Below are 20,721 nucleotides of genomic sequence, written 5' to 3'. Positions count from 1 at the left end.
CTGTAACCATTTAAGATGCAGAGAGAGACCAGGAAATGTTTCCCGGCCTCTCCATAGCTGTACTTAAGAAATTATTTGATTGTTCTATAAGATGTTTCTGTTCGGCTGGTACGTACTCAGGCTCGTGCCAGTTCACGTACGCCTTCGTAGCGTTCTGGATAACGGAGTTTACGCAGGGCTTTAACTTCGATCTGGCGTATCCGTTCACGGGTCAGGCGGAAAATGGTGCCGACTTCGTCCAATGAGAGGGAGTGGCCTTCTTTGAGGCCGTAACGCATTTCAATAATGGTGCGTTCGCGAGGACTCAATACGGTCAGCGCTTGCTCGATCTGAGCCTGAAGCAACTGATTCGCTGTCTGATCAACCGGCGCTGCGGTATTCGTATTCTCAATAGCATCGGCGAGATGATATTCTTCGTCGTCAGCCATTGGCGCATCCAGGGAGATCGGCTGCTCGGCTGCATTCAATAATTCTACGATGCGCTCGCGTGGTAATCCCATTTCAAGGGCGATCTGTTCAGGCAAGGGCTCAATACCCTGGTCCTGATACATGCGGCGGGCGATGCGCTTGATTTTATAAATAAGTTCGACAACATGGACTGGAATATGAATGCTGCGCGAGTGTTCCGCGATGGCTCGACTGATCGCCTGCCGTATCCACCAGGTCGCATAGGTGCTGAAGCGAAAACCACGCTGATAATCAAATTTCTGGGTGGCACGCATCAAACCAATATTGCCTTCCTGGATTAAATCTAAGAGGGGTAGTCCCTGGTTTGAATAACGCTTCGCAATACTTACCACCAGGCGCAAATTTGCCTCAATTAAGTGCTGGCGCGCCCGCAGGTCTCCCCGTGAGACACGCTCGGCCAGTTGTAGTTCCTGCTCTGAGTTTAGGAGTGGATACATACCAATTTCTTTTAAATATTGTTTTACGGCATCATCTACCGCCATCCGCTGATCTTCTTCTACCTCTTGTAGTTCTTCATCACAGTCATAGTAGAAATCTTTTTCATCTTCTAAGGGAGCCTCATCAAAGACAACCTCTTTTGTCCGGCGTTTCTTTTCGACTTTTCCAGAAACTGAGGACGGTATCTGCTGTGTTGCTTTGATTGTTTTTGCCGCCATGCCACCTAACTCCTTCTTCTCATACACCAGACCTGCATGTTTATGGGGTAGGGTGTATGCTAAAACTCCAAAGAAAACGTTCCAGCTACAAGTTTAATGCCGGTGTTCTTTCCGAATACTCTCTCACTATCTGTTATTTGCAAGAAGCATGCCAAAGAGGGGTGTGAAGTAGAAGTATAGGATTTATGCGTGCTATTTTAATAGAAAAACTGCTCGGTCACGGCTAGCCCGGCTTGAAAAACACCAAAAATAGTCATCATTGCTGGAGCCAGGTCCATTTAAGAATCGAAAGGTTATTGCAGTAAAGCTGAAGATATTTCAAGCTGTGTGGATTTTTACGCAGAAGCACTAGCGAGAGTGCTTCTGCGCGGGGAAGTTGTATGGAGCAGGATTGATGCTCATTTAGAGAAAGGCCACGACCGCCATTGCCAGTCCATAAATACCAAGTGGAATGCCCAGGTAGTAGTTCTGCATATGGCTCTCGATCGCTGTAGGATATTTATGAGTCATGAATAGGGCTTCACCAATAAAGAGGGCAAAAAAACCAAGGACAGTGACACCCAGGGACCCAATTACGCGCCAGCCAGTTTTAAGTCTGGGCTCTTTATACAAAATAAGCAGCAAAACCAGAATCACCAGGCCTAACAATAATCCACCAAAGATGATCAAGCCAAGAAAACCTTCATTCAGATCCTTTGAATAAGTACCAAAAAAGCCCAGGACAGCCCAGACCAGGCCCCAGAGATATAAGATGCTACTTACAATGCTCCCCCCAATAGTACGTCGTCGGGAGATTGCAGGGGGGAATAGCTGCCGACATGGGGCGCATAACTCGTGGGCGCATAGGCATATGCAGGCCCATCCATCTGGTAAGCGCTGCTTTGCGGAGCAGCATAATAGTTGTTTTCCACTCCACTCGTATGAAATGATGGCGCGGAATGCGGTGGTGGCGGTGGGGACACCTCTTCATTGACGGTGTTATATATCGATTGAGCGGGGACGGTATAATCGATAGAATTAGCATCTAACAGGAAACCGCAACGTTCACAGTACGTACTGATTGCGGCATTCTCGTAAGTACAAGATGGACAACGCTTCATGCATTTCTCCTACAAAATAAATTTTATTACATTTCATCCATGGTTTATGCTGATGATGGTCTATAAGCAAATAAAAATATGCATATTTCGATTTTTTGTCTCTCTACCATCATGATGGCAAAAATAAACTAACATATGCTATCCGGTTCCTACGTGTTTCATAAAGTAAACGCTGGCAGATAGGTCTTATTATACACTGTATTTGACGCGACCATAAGCTATAAATGGTGCCTGGAACAATCATTGCTCAGTTTTTGCTCCAGGCGTTTCTGGCTGGCGACCAGAGGACGTTACTGATGGATTTCTGCTGATGAGTAGACCGGTGTGCCAATGCGACGGAGGATGTTTGCTCTGCGTAATGCAATGACTACGATTGTGATCAGAGCAATGACGCTCATGACGGCGGCGGTAATGGCAATGGCAGGGGTGCCGCTGTTTTTAAAGAGGATGGCGGTGAAGGCCCAGATGATCACGGCCAGATAAGCCATGTCAACATTGCTCAGACCAACATAGACGGCGATGGCGGTTCCGATCAATAAGAGCAACACGGTCCAGATGGTCGGGCTAATCCCAAAGCCATTCCAACCCACATTGGCCAGCACAACGGCCATATTGACGATACTGGCCACAGTGACCCAGCCCAGATAAATGCCAAAGGGTGCGTTGACACACCAGCTTTCAGCTGTTGAGACATGTTCGCGATTGATGTGTGCGCGAATATAAAGGATCAACAAGGCAACCAGGATGATTCCAATCATCAGGATGCTCAGGTTGATCTGCTCATTCAGCCAGACAACCTCCCAGGCAATGTTGCCAATACAACTCAGGACATACCAGTAACCGATCCGGCGCAGACGTGGATTGCTGCGTTGCGCGGGTAGAGCCTGATAGATGGCAAAGGCAATCAACCCGAGATAGATGAGTCCCCAGATAGAGAATGCGTAGTTTGCCGGTGTAATCGGCACAGGATGCTTTCGCGAGATCTCTCCAACGCTCTTTCCAAAAATATTACTGCTGAACACATTCAGGACGATGGTGACGATGGTCGCAATGACCGTAATTATCTGCCGTATAAGATCTTTTGGCATGTGCTCACTCCTTCTAACAGATCCAACTCCACTTTTTCAGAAAAGCTGGGCATTTAATGAAGCTTTTCACCTCTCCTCTCTTCTTGATGCATGAGAATGCCAGATCGTATAGCTTTTACGAAAAACAAGATACATAGTTTGTATGAAACTATCGAGATCTATTGTTCGTTCTATCCATATAAAGGAGTCCACGTAATTATGAGACAGAGTTCCTCTCGTCGCCTTGATTTTTCCAACATGATACCCAGTCATATTCTCCAGAACATCGCGGTTGATGTGGTCTTCCCTTATATGCTCTATCAGTTCATTAGCGCTCGCCTTCATGCTCCACTGGCTCTGGCATTGGTTGCGCTACTACCCGCGGGCTATATGCTCTGGCAGTTCAACCGGCAGCGCATCCTGGATCTGATTGGTGTGCTTTCGCTCTATGTGTTGCTCTGGATCTTTATCAGTGATTTCATTCAAAATGGCTCAACACTCCTGCTGGTCGGACTCTCTGTCAGTTTGCCAATCGCTATCCTCGGCATCCTTACGTTGCTCACACGCTTCCTGCCAATGCCCCTGTTCTTTTATGTTGATCGCTATTGCCATACGCAGACGGCCGATCACATGGCGGACTACACGGACTACTGGCATGAGAGTGCCACCTATCGACAGATGATCAGGCATATCAATACCATCTGGGGCTGGACTCAAATCGGCTTTGCGATCCTGCTGCTGGCGCTGGCATACTTTCTGGCGGATGTTTTCTCTTCCGCGGTACTGCTGGTGACTGTCTGCATCTTCTATATCGCGCTCACAGTCTGGACTGTCCAGCATGAGGGCAGCCATGACGAGATCACCGAGGCTTAAAATATCACCCTCACCTCACGCCTGCGTAGCGGGCGAACCTTTCCAATGGAGCCTGACAAAGTAATAGATAGATGGATAGCTGGACTATGAATTGATCGTCATACAAAATGTGTGCCTGAATGAATAGCTCCTCATAATACTTCTGCATAGTGAAGTACCACAAAACACCATACACAAAAATGACAAAACATGGAATAACTTTAACTATATTTTAGATCATTACAACTTATAAATACTCAAAAAGTTAAGGATAAATATATCGGGAATATATAGATCTTGGGGAAGAGTGCATGTTATACTTTCGGTGAGGGTTGGGGGAAGAGGCAATTACTACTTTGTCATTACTTGTTTGAACCATCGTCTCCGTTGCTTTTTACTCATCCCCATTTTTTAATGGCATCGGCCGATACCAGCGCACCGCGCCGTTATTATAGTCAGGCATACCGAGTAACAAGTTCGGTGTGCCTGACATTATTTTTGGGCGGCTACTGAGCACTGAAATCCAGCTGGTTATCAACTTCAGAATAGGGAGAGATGTGCTGCAACAAATCTTCCTCGATTTGTTGCCAGGCTACTTTTTCGGCCTGGATGCGCGTCATAATGCGTTGTTCATTGGCCGCCTGCATGATTTGCTGCATGACACGCCGCTGAAAACTCACCAGATACGGCAGCTGGTAGCTGCGCCGGGGCATAACACCCAGGGCGATCTCACTCAAACGATAAAATTCATCTTTCTCAAAGGCCAGACACAACAATTCCACATATTTTTGAATGAGGGTGCGCATGGAGGATGTAAAATAATCTTCTCGGGTACTGGCAATATAGATACCACCAACGGTCTGATCCCCCAGAACAATGGGGGCAGCGACGGCACTTTGGATCTTATTCATCTGGTCGTTTGGAAAGGTGTTTACGATTTCTACCCGGCTTTGTAGAGCGGTCAGGTGGCCTGATGAGACGGCGTAGCCGACCAGTGATTCGGCACCGATGAATTGCGAATGATACTCTACGTAAGAATTTAAAGGACTTGTTCCTCGACCCGAAACAATACGCAGGCTACGAATCTTTTGGCCCAGCAACCGGTGGTACACATTGGGCAATCGAGACCAGCATCCCATCCTGATTGGTATCCAGATGCTTAAGCATCTGCTGCAAGATCAGGTTGCTGATCGTGGCGGAACGCAGGTGTTGCGAGACATTAACATAGGCGCTCATCACCTGTTCATAGAATTCAGCTGGAATGCAGAAGACCTGCTCTTCTCTATAGGCGTCATTTTTAATTATAAAAGGAAATTCTACGGCCAGCAGGTCTATTAATTCTCTATGCGCATGCGGTAAGGTGTTCAACAATAAACGTAAATTTTGTGGACGCGGATTGGTTTCTCCACTAATCCAGCGACGTAATGTCATAGCATTAATATTCAGTGTTTCTATGATTCGTTGTTGCTCCTGGGGATCACTGACAATCTTTCCCAGGAGTTCACGCCAGGTCATGTCCATTTTCTATACCAGCAGTAAATATAATCTTATGCATTTCAATAAATAAAGATATACTAACACATTGTATACAGCATATCTTTTATGATTTCATGCGTCAATAATATATTACAGGTGCTTTTATTTTTTGATCTATTCTTTCCATGTTGCCCCCTAAATTCAAACTGCGCACCAAAAATAAAAGTGAACGTCGCTCACACATGTGCACTATAATTGTGAACGTCGCTCACCCACTGGAAACACAGGAATGAATTCAATTAGCGGTCATCAGGCTGCATGGATGTTTTTTTTTAGACGATACTCCTGGTAATCCTCAAAAATGCTTAAGGTATGTTTATCCAGGCGTTGCCGTAGTTCTTCTTCTGTAACCCAACGCGGGTGACCTTCCATGTTTTTGCGCAGTTGACCACCAACTACTTTCGCTTCAAAGACGAAACTTAGATTACTCATATTCCACCAACTCGTACTGGGACATGAATAAAAACTAATCAGGTTTCCTGCTTTCAGGGTGAGCCCTGTTTCTTCTTTGCCTTCGCGCTCTGCTGCTTGCTGTGGATTTTCCCGCCAGTTCATAAAACCACCTGGCAAAGTCAGGCGTTTACGTGGTAATTCGACCACCAGATACTGTTCATTATCTTCAACTATGACTGCGGCACTGCCAAATGGAGGCAATTTTCCACCGAAGCATATATTTATAATATTAAAGCAAAGGCTGACACACATCTTGAGCATATCGTATACCATCAACCATACCTCCTCTTTCAGCATAAAAATTAGTCAATTCCGAGTCCTTGATTCTACTCCTACCGTTACATGCTAATCTATGCCTCTGTTACGTCTATGCTCATAATACAGATGCATATGCATTATGATAAGGGTAAAAACAGTTAACCCTGACTTAGTTATGAGTATAATTTTTTACGGCCTGACTTTCCTGTTCAATAACACCATGGTCATAAGAGTCTACTTCATGCTATTTCTATAGAAATAGCATGACAATAATGAATATGCATAAAGAAAATTGCCAGCCTTATTTTAGATATAAGTACTATAAACAGCATTAGCTCTTCTAATGTAGAAGTATTTCAATGTATAAATATCTAAGAGATAAATTTGGCCTTCTGCACTGTCATTTTCTGGGTTTAACGCACATGGATGTAGTTACAATACATTATGCTGCATATGTCAATCAGTTCAGGCAAATAAGAAGCAATTGCTGCTACTATCTCTTCTATTTTTTTATTTTTAGTATATCTTTCACAATGTACTGAGGAAAAAAACTGTATGGACGCATTCGTGCCTGAGGGGAATAATCGGCGCAGTCGCCTGTTAATTTTGAAAAAACCGGGCGTACTCATCCCCATTATCGGTCTCGTACTCGTGCTCATCATTATGGCAGGCTACTTCGTGGGTATTAATTCTCTGGGCAATGCACATGCCGAGGGGAGCCAGAGACTTCCGAATGTGAAAACAAAGCTCACACAGAAAAGTCAAATTGGCAATGCTGTAGATTCAAATACCCCTGTAACTATTTCTATTGGCTTGCGTATGCATGATCTTGATGGTCTGCAGCAATATGTAAAAAGCGTCAGCAGTGCAAAAAACAAGCTCCCACGTTCTCTGACCACTGCTCAAATTATTAAGGATTATAGTCCTTATCCTGCCGAGCAGCAGGCAGTGATCGATTATATGCACCAGTATGGTTTTACTACGAGCGCAACCTTTGATCATCGCCTTGTGGTTGAGTTCACCGGAACGATTGGACAGGCTGAACAAGCCTTCAACGTGTCTGAGAATTATTACACGGCTAAAAATGGTCAAAGTTTCTATGCGTCAAACACGGAGCCAGGCGTTCCTTCTTCAATCGCACCATATATCACGACCATAGAGGGATTGGATAACGCGGCTCATTTCACACACACACCTATCAAACCAGTCAAGTCCGGTGCCGCAAGCCCACTGGCAACCTCTAACGCGACCGCATTTTGTCCGGCGAATAGTAAAGCCAATGCCTATCCGACTTACTACACTCCAAATCAGATCTCTAATGCCTATGGTCTGAACAATTTGCGCAACACGTATAAGGGCAATGGTCAATCGATTGGTTTGATCGAGTTTGCCGATTATAATGCAGCTCGCGTGGCCTCCTATACCTCCTGTTATGGTGGTGCTGCCGTTCCTACTACACGGATCGCAGCGGATGGCAAGGGCTCATCAATCAATGATGGTACCAGCGAAGCTGAGCTGGATATGGAACTGGTCTTAAGCACTGCTCCACAACTGGGCAGTTTGAATGTCTATGAGGCTCAGAACAGCTCACAAGGTAATTTAGCGATGTGGGCTAAGGTTATCAACGATGCAGTACCAGTCGTAAGTACGAGCTGGGGCATGTGTGAAATGGATATGACTTCCTCTGAGCTTCAGCAGGAAAACGCTCTGTTCACCATTGCTGCAGCCCAGGGCCAGAGCATTCTCGCATCCTCGGGTGACGATGGCAGCTCGGCTTGTCTATCATCAGATAATGATAGCTCATTGCAGGTTGGTGATCCAGCATCTCAGCCCTATGTGACTGCTGTTGGCGGTACCAGTCTGACTCTCGATAGTTATGGTAACTATAAGAGTGAGACAACATGGAACGATACACTTGCTCCTTCCAACCAACAAACAATCGCGGGTGGCGGCGGTATTAGTAGTGTCTGGCCTATGCCCACCTATCAGCAAGGCATCGCTAACGGCTTGAGCTCTGGCGCTCCCTGTGCGGCTGCCAGCGGCTATTGTCGTGAGGTACCCGATGTTTCCTTTAATGCGGACCCTAATACAGGATATCCCATTTATACCGCTAATTGCTCAACAACCGGGGCATGTCAGAATCAAGGGTGGTATGTCTACGGTGGCACATCGACCTCAGCTCCTATGTACGCATCCCTGGTCGCACTGGCAAACCAGTACTCGTTAAGCAAAGGCTACTACAATACTGGCTTCTTGAATCCTCTGCTGTACAGCATGAATGCGAGCGCCCCTGGTAACTTCCATGACATTACAACCGGTAGCAATAATATTGTGAATACCGTTCCATATAATGCAACCTCTGGTTATGACATGGCAACAGGACTGGGTTCACCTTCCGGTGCTGCCCATTTTACTGTCCTCGCTGATCTGGCAGACAGTCAGATGGGTCAACGTCAGACTCCAGCCGCGACGAAGTGGTACTTCTCCGAAGGTCGTGTGGGAAATGGATATGACGAGTTCATTTCAATTCTTAATCCCAGCACGAGTCAGACGGCTAATATACAAATTACCTATCTCTTCCCAAATGGTCGTGCACCAATCACAAAAATGCACACAGTCGCTCCAAGCTCACGTGGCACGGTGGCGCTGATGTCACCAACGGAACTGAACTATCCAGATAATGGTTCAGCCAGTACCTCTGTCTCCGCGATCGTCGAGTCTTTGCCTAACAGCAATGGTGTCGCAGTGCCGATCGTCGCTGAGCGTCCAATGTACTTTAATATTCCTAACAGCGTTAATAGTGGCTCCGATGTTATTGGTGCAACTGACGCAACTCAGACCAATTTCTACTTCCCGATTGCAGATACTCGTCAGAGTGGTTCGCAGACATACAATACGTTCATTACCATCCTTAACCCAAGTACTACTGCCACGGCTAACGTGACTGCCACGTCGTATGCCAATGGGCAGACGATTGCGACACAGACGTTAGCAATTCCACCAATGCAGCGTGGTACACTCGTACCACAGGGACATCAACAAATGTCAATGAAGATCACATCTGATATTGGTATTGTTGCTGAGCGCCCGCTGTACTTTAAAGATAATATTGCTACTGCTGGTGGCGCTGTCTCTGGTGCCGCAACCACTGTTGGTGCAACCAGCCTGGGTAAAGATTGGCTCTTCGCTGAAGGCAACACAGGAAAAAATTACCAGGAAAATCTGGTCCTGGCTAACTTTACTGCGAATCCTACAACTGCGCAGGTCAATTTGGAGTATAACAACGGTCAGGTACAAACTGTACCAGTTGTGGTCAATGCCTACAGTCAGGTCTACTTCGATGTCAATGCCCATCGCGCTCAGTTCCCTCAGTCCACTAATGACGTGGCTGCCGCGGTACATGATGACGATGGCGCTATCGTGGTTGAGCGTATGTCCTACTTCAACGTTACTGATAGCGCTGGTGGACCTGCGAGAAACATCTCAGGTGCTCTGGATGCCATTGGTGAAGCCAGTGTCGCTGGTCATACAGCATACAGCTTTGCTGAAGGATACACCGCTGGCTATGATACCGAATTCCTGACTATGTTGAATCAGACAGCTAACAAGATACACGTAGCCGTTACTGTCTATGCAGACAACACGGTCGTCCAGAAAATAGTGGAACTGCCAGCACATACACGCTCGACAATGAGCATTAGTGGCATTGTGGAACCGCTTGCAAAGGCATATCCAGTAAGTGGAGCCCATAATGTATCGATGAGTGTGCAGGCGTTGGATGGCACCGTGGTCGCTGAACGCGTCTTCTACTTCCTCCCTGATAGCACCAAGCATGGGGCTACTTCCATGTTTGGCTATACTGGTAACTAATACTCGCAGGAGCAATCCTGGCAGACAAAGGAGCGGCCCATCAGTAATTATGCTGATGGGCCGCTCCTTTGTCTACTCAAATTTTCCATAAGTTGACTTAGTTTGTCAATTTAGTCAAGAAAAACCTTGACAGCAATTGGTCCAATAGATTATGCTACTAACAGTAGCCAGTAGTTAACTGGTTAGCTTTTCCAAATATAGGAGCGTGGCTGATCATAGGTGAGTGACGTTCACACGTGCTTTTTCACAGCTTTATACACACACATTTTTGGGTGGTATGGTGGTGGGAGGGGAAAGTGGTGGAAGCGGCATCTGGAGAGTTGAGACGTCTTTTGAGCTGAACCTGGCAGATAACTTCGGTTCGTGCATGTGTCTCCTCTGTTCGTGCTTGTGTCTAACGGAAACGGTCAGGATGGCAACAATTGGAAGTTGCCACTCTGACCGTTTCTTTTTGGGTGTTTTTCCTTAGATGCTTGCCAGTTCGGCCCGGCGAGCTTGCAGTTTCGTGATACGCTCTTCCTGCGCGCTCAGCTTCTCGCGTTCCTTCTCGACCACATCGGGTTTGGCACGGGTGACGAAGTTCTGGTTAGAGAGTTTGCCCTGCAGGCGTGCAGCCTCTTGCGTGGCCTGGGCGATCTCTTTATCCAGCCGCTCCAGCTCTTTCCCGATATCCAATAGCCCTGCCAGTGGTAGATAGATCTCAACGGCTCCGGCTAACAGGCTCATGCCCTGCTCTGGCTTCTGGGCCAGGGCCGAATGCAGTTGTGGTTTCTCGGTGCGAGCCAGGAACTCAATCAGCGGTGTCTGCTCGGTAAACATGGAGACATGGTTACCCACGGACATGATCGCTGGAATGCGGCGCGCTGGCTCTACGTTCATCTGGTTGCGGGCGTCACGGATCAAGGTGATGACCTGCTGCACCAGGCTGAAGTGCTGCTCGGCCTCTTCATCGACAAAGGCTTCGTTGTACTGGGGCCAGGGTGCGACGATCAGGGCGCTGGCGGGCCAGGCTGCCTTGTCGGGCTCGCTGAATTGATACAGGTACTGCCAGACTTCTTCGGTGACGAAGGGCATGAAGGGATGCAGCAAGCGCAGGCTCTGGTCGAGGACGGCGCGCAGGATGGCGGCTGTACTCTGGCGGGCCTGCTCGTCGCCTTGCATCTGCACTTTGGCGATCTCTACATACCAGTCACAATAATCGGACCAGAAGAAGTCGTTGATCTGGCGACCGGCTTCGCCGAACTGGAATTCTTCGATCAGGCGCGTGGCGTTTTTGGTCAGGCGCTCGAAACGATTGAGGATCCAGCGATCGGCCAGGGTGCGTGGTGTCAGGTCCTCAATAGCAGGTACGCCACCTTTGATGTCAGCAGTCGTCATCAGCACGAAGCGCGAGGCGTTCCAGATCTTGTTGGCAAAATTACGGTTGCCGATGATGCGCTCATCGATCAACTTCATATCGTTGCCTGGCGTGCTACTGGTGGCCAGCGTGAAGCGCAGCGCATCAGTCCCAAACTTGTCCATCACCTCCAGCGGATCAATGACGTTACCCTTGGACTTACTCATTTTCTCGCCTCTGGCGTCACGGACCAGGCCATGCAGGTAGATGGTTGAGAATGGCGCGTTGCCCATGAAATGGATGCCCGACATCACCATTCTGGCAACCCAGAAGAAGATGATGTCATAACCAGTTTCCATGACAGCGGTTGGATAGTAGCGCTGCAAGTCTGGTGTATTATCAGGCCAGCCGAGCGTGCTAAATGGCCAGAGCCAGGAACTAAACCAGGTGTCCAGCACATCCTCATCCTGCCGCAACTCACTACTCTCACAATGTGGACAGGTAGTGATATCTTCACGGCTGACGGTCATTTGTCCGCAGGCGTCACAATACCAGACGGGAATCCGATGGCCCCACCAGAGTTGACGTGAGATACACCAGTCGTGGATGTTTTCCAGCCAGTCAAAGTAGGTTTTGTTGAAGCGCTCGGGCACGATCTTGATCTGACCATATTTGACGGCATTGAGGGCCGGCGTAGCCAGCGGCGTCATTTTGACAAACCACTGCTTGGAGATCAATGGCTCAATCACCGTATCACTGCGTTGACAGCGACCCAGCGGCACCGTATAATCCTCGACCTTTACGATCAGTCCCAGTTTCTCCAGGTCGGCAACCAGATTCTTGCGCGCCTCATAGCGATCCTGACCGGCATAGGGGCCAGCATCCATGGTCATTTTAGCATCGAAGCCGATTACCTGAACGCGGGGCAGATCATGGCGCACGCCGATCTCAAAGTCCACTGGATCATGCGCGGGCGTGACTTTGACGGCACCGGTACCAAATCCGGTCTCGACAGCTTCATCTCCCACGATCGGAATCTCACGATTCACAACCGGCACGATGGCGGTACGTCCAACGATATCTTTGAAGCGTGGATCATGCGGATTGACTGCGATGGCGGTATCACCCAGAATTGTCTCGGGACGGGTGGTGGCAACGGTGATGTATTCTTCGTTCCCATGGGCCTTGCCATCAAGCGCCTTCAACGGATAACGCACATAGGTCAGCTTGCCTGGAGTATTGACATGATTGACTTCCAGGTCCGAGATCGCGCTCATACAGACCGGACACCAGTTGATGATGCGCTCACCACGGTAGACCAGTCCTTCTTCATACAGGCGTACAAAGACTTCACGCACCGCCTTGGAGAGTCCTTCGTCCAGGGTAAAGCGCTCACGTGACCAGTCGCAGGAAGCGCCCAGGCGGCGATGCTGGTTCTGGATGCGGCTCTTATATTGATCCACCCACTGCCAGACACGCTCGACAAAGGCTTCACGCCCGATATGATGGCGATCAGTCCCTTCCTGAGCCAGCAGGCGCTCAACCACGGTCTGCGTGGCGATACCAGCATGGTCCTCACCAGGAACCCACAGCGTCTCATCGCCTTGCATGCGATGATAGCGAATCATAATATCTTCGATTGTCGACGTAATTGCATGGCCCAGATGCAGCGCACCGGTAACATTTGGTGGCGGCATACTAATCACAAACGGCTTGCGCGCAGGATTGGGGCGGGGCTTAAAATAATCCCCTTCTTCCCAGAAGCGATACCACCTGGCCTCCACAGCCTGTGGCTCATAGGCTTTAGGCAATGCCGCCACATCCGTGATCGGCGACGATGTTTCTATATTTTTCTCTTGCTCGATCATATCCACCTCTTCGTAACGCATAAAAAAAGCCCTTCCCGTCAAGGACGAGAAAGGACGTAACTCGTGGTACCACCTTGTTTCGATCAACCAATCTATGTGCGCAACGACATATAGCCGTTGTGATTGACCCTTGGCAGTGCGATAACGGGCACACCCGTGGAAATTACTCTCTAGCTGGTTTCCAGGCTCCCAGGCGACTTTCGCTACGCTTCACCCGAGGAAGATTCTCAGCCCATGATCTTCCATCTCTTACGGGAACCGCACCTACTCCTCCTGATCTCCGCCAATCTAAATTCTAGCCACTCCCCTCCCAAATGTCAAGTAGGTTCGACCCTTGAGGTCGATTATTCTTGAGGTCGATTATTCTTGAGGTCGATTATTCTCGCCTCTTGCGGTCGATTATTCTCTCCTATCGATAACCATCTACATACATGACACCGTGGAATTAATCATTGAACATAATGTTGGTCGAGAAAGGTTATCAAAAGCGAAAACAATCGACCCCGAGGGTCGAACCTACGTATCATATTTATTTTTGCATTTTTATGTCTTTTTTACATGGTTGGTAATAACAGGCTTTCTTCGTAGTTGGTTTTGGCGTACAGGAATTTGAGGGTGGTATAGCAGCCTGCGAGGAGCCCGACGGCGGCTCCGACGAGCAGGATCGGTGCGAGTGAGATGGTGACCTGGGCGAGTTGCGTGCCGAGGTAGACGGCTCCGAGCAGGGGCAGGCTGGCGCACAGGGCGGTGGCGATAAAAACGAGCAGGGAGCAACTGAGGTAATCACCAAATAAGAGCCAGAAGTGATACTCTTGCTCCTGCTCGGGATGTTTTTCGGCCAGGTAGTGGATTTTACGTACGCGTTGCCAGTAAAAATAGGCGGCAAACATGAGGGGAAGAAGGATGAGTGCTCCGCCAGCATAATAGAGTAACTGGCTCACCTGCGGATCTGAAAAAGCGTCCATGGCAGTCTGTGTCCTTTTTCTGATTGTAATGATGTTGCTGGACTAAAAAATAAATAAATCTATGCATAAGCATACCATGATCTATACCTACAATCATACAGCACAATCAAGCAAGTGGCACGCTTCTATGACCTCCGGTTTCTACAGACAAAAAAAGGGTCCTGTCGCTTTTCCTGATCAGGAAAAGCGACAGGACCACTGATGTCATGTACGACTCGATGGCGGCTAGTTCTTTTTGAAGGTGCAGGTGATTTTGCCGAATTGCAGGTTGTCGCCATCATTAATCGGTGTCGCGGTGTCAGGCACCAGGCGCTTGCCGTTGATACGGGTGGCGTTGGTGCTGTTGAGGTCGGTCAGGGTATATTGGTCGCCGGAATGCTCGAAGGTGGCATGGACCCGCGAGACGGTGTCGGCGGCATCAAATCTACTGAGATCAACGGCTGGCTGTTCTCCACCCAGATCGTGATCATAGCGACCAACCACGGCTTCTGCACCTCTTAGCTGGATCTGCTGGCCGTTGCCGTCAAAGGTCAGTGTGCCCCATGGTGCTGTGTCCTGCGCGTCTGATTGGGCTGACCGGGCAGGCATCGTGGGCTGTCCAGAGATGGTTGGCGCGTCTGATTGGGCTGGCTGAGCAGGCAGCGTGGGCTGTCCGGCGATAGTCTGCGCGTCCGAACTGGGTAGCGTGGCCTGGTTATCGACCTCCTGCTGGGCTTTAAGCGCATCAGGATTGGATGGAATGTAGTATTGCTTTTGTGGCCGTGGCTTCTGGGGTGGCGGTGGCTCCTGGCGTTGTGTGCCGGGCATCATCGTCACTTTCGGCTGCGGCTTAATGGTTGGCTCCTGCGTGACCGGGGGCACATAATATTGCTCCGGTGGCTGCTGGGGCTTAGGCTGGGCCTCGGTCTGCTGCTGGCTGATAGGCGTATAGTAGATCTGTGGCTGTGGAGCCTGAGCAGGCGTCTGCGGCGTTGGTGGTGTATAGGTTGGCACGGGTGGCGGCGTATACACCGGAGTCTGTGGGGCCGCAGGCGGTGTGTAGGTCGGTTTGGCTGGCTCAACCGGTGGCGTATAGGTCGGCGTCGGGGGCTGATACGCGGGCGGTTGCGAAGGCGGTGTATAGCGCGGTGGCTGCGGTGCTGGTCCTGGCTTTGGGATGGAGGACTGCACACCAGACTGGCTGGTAAAAGTTGAGGCTCCGCACTTGGGACAGAACGATGTCCCGTCCTTCAGCTCAGAATTGCAGTTAGGACAGTAGTGCTTTGCTGCCGTCAGGGCACGCCCACAACCGGAACAGAAGGTGTCTCCTGGCTCGTAGGGTGTGTTACAGTGCGCACAGCGTAGGCCCGATGTTGAGGCCTGGTTGGGCATGGGCAACATGGCCGGGGGCACCGAGGCCTCCTCCACAACCGTGTTGGACGGAATATAATAAGGAATTTGCTGCTGTTGGGGCTGATTAGGCTGGCCCCATTGCTGCTGGATCTGCGGCACCAGGTACGTTGGAAGCGGACCAGCCTGAATACCTGGACGCTGCTGACGCACGAGACCATCCACCAGGTTCAACGCTTGATTACCCATACTGGCCTGACGCCAGGCACCCGCACCAGCGGTTAAGGCCAGCGGCCAGAGAACCGGAAAGGCGACAATACCCACGGCACCAACCGCTGCTTTATCTACCCAGCGTTGCCGGCCAATCATCGCTAATGTTCCACCCGCTGTATGCTGAATGGTCAGCGAGATTGCCGCCTGCATGCCAATAATCGCCTCGAAATCTCCGCCCTTCTTGATTTGAACAAGCATCTGATCTCGATTGCCAAAATGTTGTGCCTGATAGCCCTGTGCGATATAGACATTTGCAACATCTGTAGCTAATCGCTCAATATCTATATCCTCTGAATTATAAAAGCGGGCATCCATCCGTTATCCTCCAACGTAGCTTTTCACTTGTTTTTCTGCTATCTCTACCTGCCATAGTCATTCATTATTGTACCAGGAGTATCTCCTGGCTTTGCAGGCATCCGTGTAAAAAAAGAGGTATGCTTATACGACTCTTCAGGTCGTTTACTTTATCTACGTATAAGGCTTACAGAGAGTTGGGCGTTCCCCGATAGAGTATACCATACCCTCTCATAAACCTCTCGTACCGGCAGCCCTGGTGGTACGGCTTCATGATTCTGTAAGTATCTACGCTCTTTGATGGAGAAAGTTGGATATCTCTGGCGAAACGTTAGTTCGTTGCTACAACATACGTTGATTATGTGAGAGGATTTTTCGCGAGCGAACGATAACGACGCACTGCTATCAACTATCTTATTCTCTATTCGATTGTAATTATGCCGCATGGCACATACAATACAAGCAAGTACCTGTATTTTTACGGATTCTATTTCTTATGATAAAAAGGAATTACTGTATGCATAGTCCACATAATCGTAGACGGGCACGCGGTGGCTCATGGTCATTGCTGTTTCCTGCTCTATTGATAGTTTGTCTGCTGGGATTGACCGGCTGTAGTTTGACGGATAATCCTGATCAGGATACGACGGTGGTTGCTCATGTGCCAACCCCGACTCCGGGTCCGAGCCAGGCGGTAACGCTGCGCACGATCCATATGTTGGATGCTCAGACGGGATGGGCAGTGACACAGGATGGCCATGTGCTACACACCACCACCGGCACAACTCAGTGGCACGATGTCAGTCCTGCTGTCCGGGAGCCAGTCCCGACTTTTGGCACGGCGACTTTTCTGGATGCGGAGAATGCCTGGATCGCGGGTCGCGTCAATGATAAGATCTCGATCTGGCGCACATATACGGGTGGGGATTTCTGGCTGGAGTCGCCACTACCGCTGACCGGTCAGGATGTGACGGGTATCAATTTTATTAATCCACAAAACGGCTGGCTCCTGCTGAAGACCGCTAATAGCGCTGATAATAATCAACCGATCGCAGTTCTTTCAACCCTGGATGGTGGCCAGGATTGGATCCAGATCAATAATGTTGATCAACCGAATACAAGCAATGCCAACACGTTACCACTAGCCGGCGATAAAACTGGTCTCAGCTTTAGTGATATCAATCAGGGCTGGATCACCGGTACCACTGCTGGCGACAAGACGCCTTTCTTCTATCACACGAAAGATGGCGGCAATACCTGGAAACAACAGACGTTGACGGCCCCGAATGAGAGCACCATCCGCACGTTTCCGCCAATGTTCAGTACGCAAAATGATGGGGTGATGCCGGCTGAACTCGCTGATAATGGCCATGCCGCGCTTATCTACACCACCCATGATGGCGGCGTTACCTGGAATAATAGCGCACCCAACACCAGCATTACCGCCACCGTCAGCTTTATCGATGGCAATCAGGGCTGGGCCGTGGGGAGCGACAACAAGGGTGGCAGCATCTATAGCACCAGAGATAGTGGTAAAACCTGGGATCATCTTTCCCAACTGGGTGGCGATGTGGTCAACGTGAGCTCCCTGCAATTCATTACCACCAACAACGGCTGGGCGATCGGCAGCACCAAAGCCGATACGACCCAACTCTATCAAACCACCAATGGCGGCAAAACCTGGTCCCCCGTCACCACCACCGCCCGCACCTAATTGTACGGGCGGCGGGATTCATCGACCGCAAGGCACCAATCATACGCGTGAGTGGTTAATCGAGCTCAAGGCACCAATCATACGCGTGAGTGGTTAATCGAGCTCAAGGCACCAATCATACGCGTGAGTGGTTAATCGAGCTCAAGGCTCGAACCTACGGGATGGTTTCGGGTTCGGGCAGGATGGCCTGGCTGAATTGTTCGTTGTAGAGGCGGGCGTAGGCTCCGTTTCGGGCGAGCAGTTCGGCGTGGGTGCCGCGCTCGACGATGCGGCCTTTGTCTACCACCAGGATAACGTCCGCCGATAGGATGGTTGAGAGGCGGTGGGCAATGGCCAGCGTGGTGCGGCCTTGCATCAGCGGTTCAAGCGCGGACTGGATCAGGCGCTCGGAATGGGTATCCAGGGCGCTGGTGGCTTCGTCCAGGATCAGGATGCGCGGATTCTTGAGGATGACGCGGGCGATGGCGATGCGTTGCTTTTCTCCGCCTGAGAGTCGGTAGCCGCGCTCACCAACGATGGTGTCGTAGCCGTCGGCCAGTTCCATGATGCGCTCATGGATGGCGGCGGCTTTGGCGGCGGCGATCATCTCTTCATCGGTGGCGTCGGCACGGGCATAGAGCAGGTTGTCACGCACCGAGGAGTGCAGCAGATAGGTTTCCTGCGTGACGACTCCGATCAATTCTCCAAGGGAACTCAGGGCGATATCTTTGACGTTATGACCATCAATCTCCACGGCCCCTTCATCCACATCATAGAGGCGCGGCACCATATAGGTCATGGTGGTCTTACCGGCACCGCTGGGTCCAACGAGGGCGGCGAGTTGGCCGGGCTCTATCTCAAAGGAGATGTTCTGCAGCGTCTGGCGTGGCCCGTCGGCGCTATGGCCGTTCTGCTGCTCGATGTCTGTGTCTACAATGGGCATGGCATCGGCGGGCAGGCGACGGCCAAAGAGGCCACGCTTACCTTTTTTTCCATTACTCCCATTTTTCGCGCCATCGGCTTCCGGCAAGGGGGCCAGCACGTCGGGCAGGTCCTTTTTGTAGCTGAAGGCCACGTTCTTGAAGGTAACCATCCCACGGGATTCCTCGGGATTGAGGCGCAGGGCGTCGGGTTTGTCTTTGATCTCGATCGGGATGTCCAGATACTCGAATATACGGTCAAAGAGGGCCAGCGAGCCCTGGACTTCGACCTGGATGGAGAGGAGCTGGGCGATCGGGAAGAAGATGCGGCCTTGCAGGGTGGTGAAGGCGACGATCTTACCGAAGGTCATAAATGAATCGCTGTGCGAGATGATCTGCGCGCCCGCGACCAGGTAGACGACGGCCGGGATGATTGAGAAGAAGATGTTGATGGACATGAAGAACCAGCGGCCAATCATTTGCTGGCGTACTTCTAGCTCGGTAAGTTTCTGGTTCTCGTTCTCGAATAGCTCTTGCGCGTATTTCTGGCGACCAAAGGTTTTCATTAAGAGGATACCACTGACGGAGAGGGTCTCCTGCATCATGGCGGTCAGTGAAGCCAGGGTCTGCTGTGTCTCTTTGCTGGTAACACGACGCGCATTACCAACTTTGAGCGTGATCCACAGGAAGAGGGGCAGCAGTCCTAATGAGATCAGGGTGAGTAGTCGACTAAGCACCGTCATCGCAATGATGGTGCTGGCAACAATGGCGATGTTTGAGACGATGCTGGTGGCGGTGTTGGTGACCACCGATTGCACGCCGTTGACATCGTTGGAGAGCCGCGACTGGATCTCGCCGGTGCGGGTAGCAGTGAAGAAGCGTAGGGACATGCTCTGCAGATGCTGAAAGAGCCGATTGCGGAAGTCGCGCATCACGCGCTGGCCGATAATATTATTCAAATAGGATTGCCAGACGCCGATCAGGCCGGTGACAATCGGGGTGACGATCATGATGATCACATAGATGATCAGCAGGGACATGTTGTTTTTTGAGATGGCATCGTCAAAGATGCGCTGGATCATGAGTGGATTGATCAGTCCTAACCCGGTGGTCAGGATGATGGCGATGAAGACCAGGAACACTTGCCATTTATATGGCCTGAAGGCTTCGGCCACACGCCTGACTGTCCGCACATCGGTCTTGCGACCACGAAGCTTCTGCTCCTCTAAATAGGAGGACATCCCCCCTCCCATGCGATGAAAACCCATACCTGTAATTCTCCCGGAAAGATATTTCTTAAATTCATGGCGACTTTGCGCACAAAGTCTGAAGTCTGACAATTTTATTTCTTCTAATTCTCCCGGAAAGATATTTCTTAAATTCATGGCGACTTTGCGCACAAAGTCTGAAGTCTGACAATTTTATTTCTTCTATCAGGTAGTATAGTCGATTTTTGCCAGCGTCGCACTGTACAAGAAGACGGTTTTTGGGCCTGTCTATATTACCAGGAGGTCACGAGGCGCTGGCGGTGGATACTGTTGAGCAGGTGGAGAAAATAACACCTGCTCGACCATTATTGAGCTCATCCGGAGCTCAGCGACTCGGCATCAGTGCAGCAAGCCGGTGAAGGAGGGACTGAACCATATTTCCTATTATCCCGAACCATAACCAGGCAAACACACAATCAACACTCCTGTAATGATATACTTCAATACGTATTATGATGTAGTTGTTTCGAGTAGCGCATGGACCGAACTAGAGGAGGATGTTCGGTTGACGAGGA

Annotated in this window: 15 protein-coding genes; 4 read left to right on the top strand and 11 right to left on the bottom strand. The window is 50.1% G+C overall.

Annotation, left to right across the window (positions count from 1 at the left end):
* Positions 1 to 116: 116 nt before the first annotated feature.
* From KDW_RS12040 to KDW_RS12025, 4 genes are all read right to left on the bottom strand, one after another.
* Complete coding sequence (locus KDW_RS12040) at positions 117 to 1,124, bottom strand: sigma-70 family RNA polymerase sigma factor (RefSeq protein ID WP_151756182.1); 1,008 nt, start codon at positions 1,122 to 1,124, stop codon at positions 117 to 119.
* Positions 1,125 to 1,526: 402 nt separating this feature from the next.
* A complete protein-coding gene (locus tag KDW_RS12035) occupies positions 1,527 to 1,793 on the bottom strand; it encodes a hypothetical protein (RefSeq protein WP_151756181.1) in 267 nt (88 codons plus the stop codon).
* An 89-nt stretch (positions 1,794 to 1,882) separates the two neighbouring features.
* Positions 1,883 to 2,224: a zinc finger Ran-binding domain-containing protein gene (locus KDW_RS12030; protein WP_151756180.1), complete on the bottom strand. Its 342-nt coding sequence runs from the start codon at positions 2,222 to 2,224 to the stop codon at positions 1,883 to 1,885.
* Between the two features lie 290 nt (positions 2,225 to 2,514).
* On the bottom strand, positions 2,515 to 3,312 hold the full coding sequence (locus KDW_RS12025) for a TspO-related membrane protein (RefSeq protein WP_151756179.1): 798 nt from the start codon (positions 3,310 to 3,312) through the stop codon (positions 2,515 to 2,517).
* A gap of 198 nt (positions 3,313 to 3,510) precedes the next feature.
* Here KDW_RS12025 and KDW_RS12020 point away from each other — a divergent pair, with 198 nt between their 5' ends.
* Entirely contained in the window at positions 3,511 to 4,164 is a 654-nt protein-coding gene (locus KDW_RS12020) for a VC0807 family protein (protein ID WP_151756178.1), read from the top strand.
* 485 nt (positions 4,165 to 4,649) lie between these two features.
* Here KDW_RS12020 and KDW_RS12015 read toward each other — a convergent pair whose 3' ends face one another.
* The 3 genes from KDW_RS12015 to KDW_RS12005 form a co-directional block, all read right to left on the bottom strand.
* Positions 4,650 to 5,243, bottom strand: a complete 594-nt coding sequence (locus tag KDW_RS12015; protein WP_162005163.1) for a GAF domain-containing protein — start codon at positions 5,241 to 5,243, stop codon at positions 4,650 to 4,652.
* A complete protein-coding gene (locus KDW_RS12010; RefSeq protein WP_151756176.1) occupies positions 5,221 to 5,658 on the bottom strand; it encodes a hypothetical protein in 438 nt (145 codons plus the stop codon). Before KDW_RS12010 ends, KDW_RS12015 begins: the two co-directional genes overlap by 23 nt.
* Before the next feature lie 270 nt (positions 5,659 to 5,928).
* Positions 5,929 to 6,429, bottom strand: coding sequence for an NUDIX hydrolase (locus tag KDW_RS12005; RefSeq protein ID WP_151756175.1), 501 nt, complete (start codon positions 6,427 to 6,429; stop codon positions 5,929 to 5,931).
* Positions 6,430 to 6,945: 516 nt separating this feature from the next.
* Here KDW_RS12005 and KDW_RS12000 point away from each other — a divergent pair.
* The gene (locus tag KDW_RS12000; protein ID WP_151756174.1) at positions 6,946 to 10,260 is read left to right on the top strand and encodes a S53 family peptidase; all 3,315 of its coding nucleotides are present in this window, start codon (positions 6,946 to 6,948) and stop codon (positions 10,258 to 10,260) included.
* A gap of 465 nt (positions 10,261 to 10,725) precedes the next feature.
* Here KDW_RS12000 and KDW_RS11995 read toward each other — a convergent pair whose 3' ends face one another.
* From KDW_RS11995 to KDW_RS11985, 3 genes are all read right to left on the bottom strand, one after another.
* Complete coding sequence (locus tag KDW_RS11995) at positions 10,726 to 13,464, bottom strand: valine--tRNA ligase (RefSeq protein ID WP_151757347.1); 2,739 nt, start codon at positions 13,462 to 13,464, stop codon at positions 10,726 to 10,728.
* A gap of 554 nt (positions 13,465 to 14,018) precedes the next feature.
* Positions 14,019 to 14,429: a hypothetical protein gene (locus KDW_RS11990; RefSeq protein ID WP_151756173.1), complete on the bottom strand. Its 411-nt coding sequence runs from the start codon at positions 14,427 to 14,429 to the stop codon at positions 14,019 to 14,021.
* 225 nt (positions 14,430 to 14,654) lie between these two features.
* On the bottom strand, positions 14,655 to 16,346 hold the full coding sequence (locus KDW_RS11985; RefSeq protein ID WP_151756172.1) for a double zinc ribbon and FHA domain-containing protein: 1,692 nt from the start codon (positions 16,344 to 16,346) through the stop codon (positions 14,655 to 14,657).
* 496 nt (positions 16,347 to 16,842) lie between these two features.
* On the opposite strand from KDW_RS11985, the gene KDW_RS11980 reads away from it, so the two are divergent.
* A complete protein-coding gene (locus tag KDW_RS11980) occupies positions 16,843 to 18,039 on the top strand; it encodes a WD40/YVTN/BNR-like repeat-containing protein (RefSeq protein ID WP_162005162.1) in 1,197 nt (398 codons plus the stop codon).
* Between the two features lie 154 nt (positions 18,040 to 18,193).
* Here KDW_RS11980 and KDW_RS34910 read toward each other — a convergent pair whose 3' ends face one another.
* Positions 18,194 to 20,278 (bottom strand): ABC transporter ATP-binding protein, encoded by a 2,085-nt coding sequence (locus KDW_RS34910; protein WP_269822441.1) that lies wholly within the window; start codon positions 20,276 to 20,278, stop codon positions 18,194 to 18,196.
* Between the two features lie 146 nt (positions 20,279 to 20,424).
* On the opposite strand from KDW_RS34910, the gene KDW_RS31675 reads away from it, so the two are divergent.
* Positions 20,425 to 20,565 carry a hypothetical protein gene (locus KDW_RS31675; RefSeq protein WP_162005161.1) on the top strand — a complete coding sequence of 47 codons (141 nt, stop codon included), beginning with the start codon at positions 20,425 to 20,427 and terminating at the stop codon, positions 20,563 to 20,565.
* Positions 20,566 to 20,721: the final 156 nt, after the last annotated feature.

Origin of the sequence: Dictyobacter vulcani (genome assembly GCF_008974265.1) — a bacterium.
GTDB lineage: Bacteria > Chloroflexota > Ktedonobacteria > Ktedonobacterales > Ktedonobacteraceae > Dictyobacter > Dictyobacter vulcani.
The sequence above is the reverse complement of the archived record's forward strand: the minus strand, read 5'-3'. Positions and strand labels throughout refer to the sequence as shown.

What these genes read in the sequence shown, in the direction of transcription:
- KDW_RS12040 (WP_151756182.1), bottom strand. Translation starts at nt 1,124, where the DNA reads ATGGCGGCAAAAACAATCAAAGCAACACAGCAGATACCGTCCTCAGTT.
- KDW_RS12030 (WP_151756180.1), bottom strand. Translation starts at nt 2,224, where the DNA reads ATGAAGCGTTGTCCATCTTGTACTTACGAGAATGCCGCAATCAGTACG.
- KDW_RS12025 (WP_151756179.1), bottom strand. Translation starts at nt 3,312, where the DNA reads ATGCCAAAAGATCTTATACGGCAGATAATTACGGTCATTGCGACCATC.
- KDW_RS12020 (WP_151756178.1), top strand. Translation starts at nt 3,511, where the DNA reads ATGAGACAGAGTTCCTCTCGTCGCCTTGATTTTTCCAACATGATACCC.
- KDW_RS12010 (WP_151756176.1), bottom strand. Translation starts at nt 5,658, where the DNA reads ATGACCTGGCGTGAACTCCTGGGAAAGATTGTCAGTGATCCCCAGGAG.
- KDW_RS12005 (WP_151756175.1), bottom strand. Translation starts at nt 6,429, where the DNA reads ATGCTGAAAGAGGAGGTATGGTTGATGGTATACGATATGCTCAAGATG.
- KDW_RS12000 (WP_151756174.1), top strand. Translation starts at nt 6,946, where the DNA reads ATGGACGCATTCGTGCCTGAGGGGAATAATCGGCGCAGTCGCCTGTTA.
- KDW_RS11995 (WP_151757347.1), bottom strand. Translation starts at nt 13,464, where the DNA reads ATGATCGAGCAAGAGAAAAATATAGAAACATCGTCGCCGATCACGGAT.
- KDW_RS11990 (WP_151756173.1), bottom strand. Translation starts at nt 14,429, where the DNA reads ATGGACGCTTTTTCAGATCCGCAGGTGAGCCAGTTACTCTATTATGCT.
- KDW_RS11985 (WP_151756172.1), bottom strand. Translation starts at nt 16,346, where the DNA reads ATGGATGCCCGCTTTTATAATTCAGAGGATATAGATATTGAGCGATTA.
- KDW_RS11980 (WP_162005162.1), top strand. Translation starts at nt 16,843, where the DNA reads ATGCATAGTCCACATAATCGTAGACGGGCACGCGGTGGCTCATGGTCA.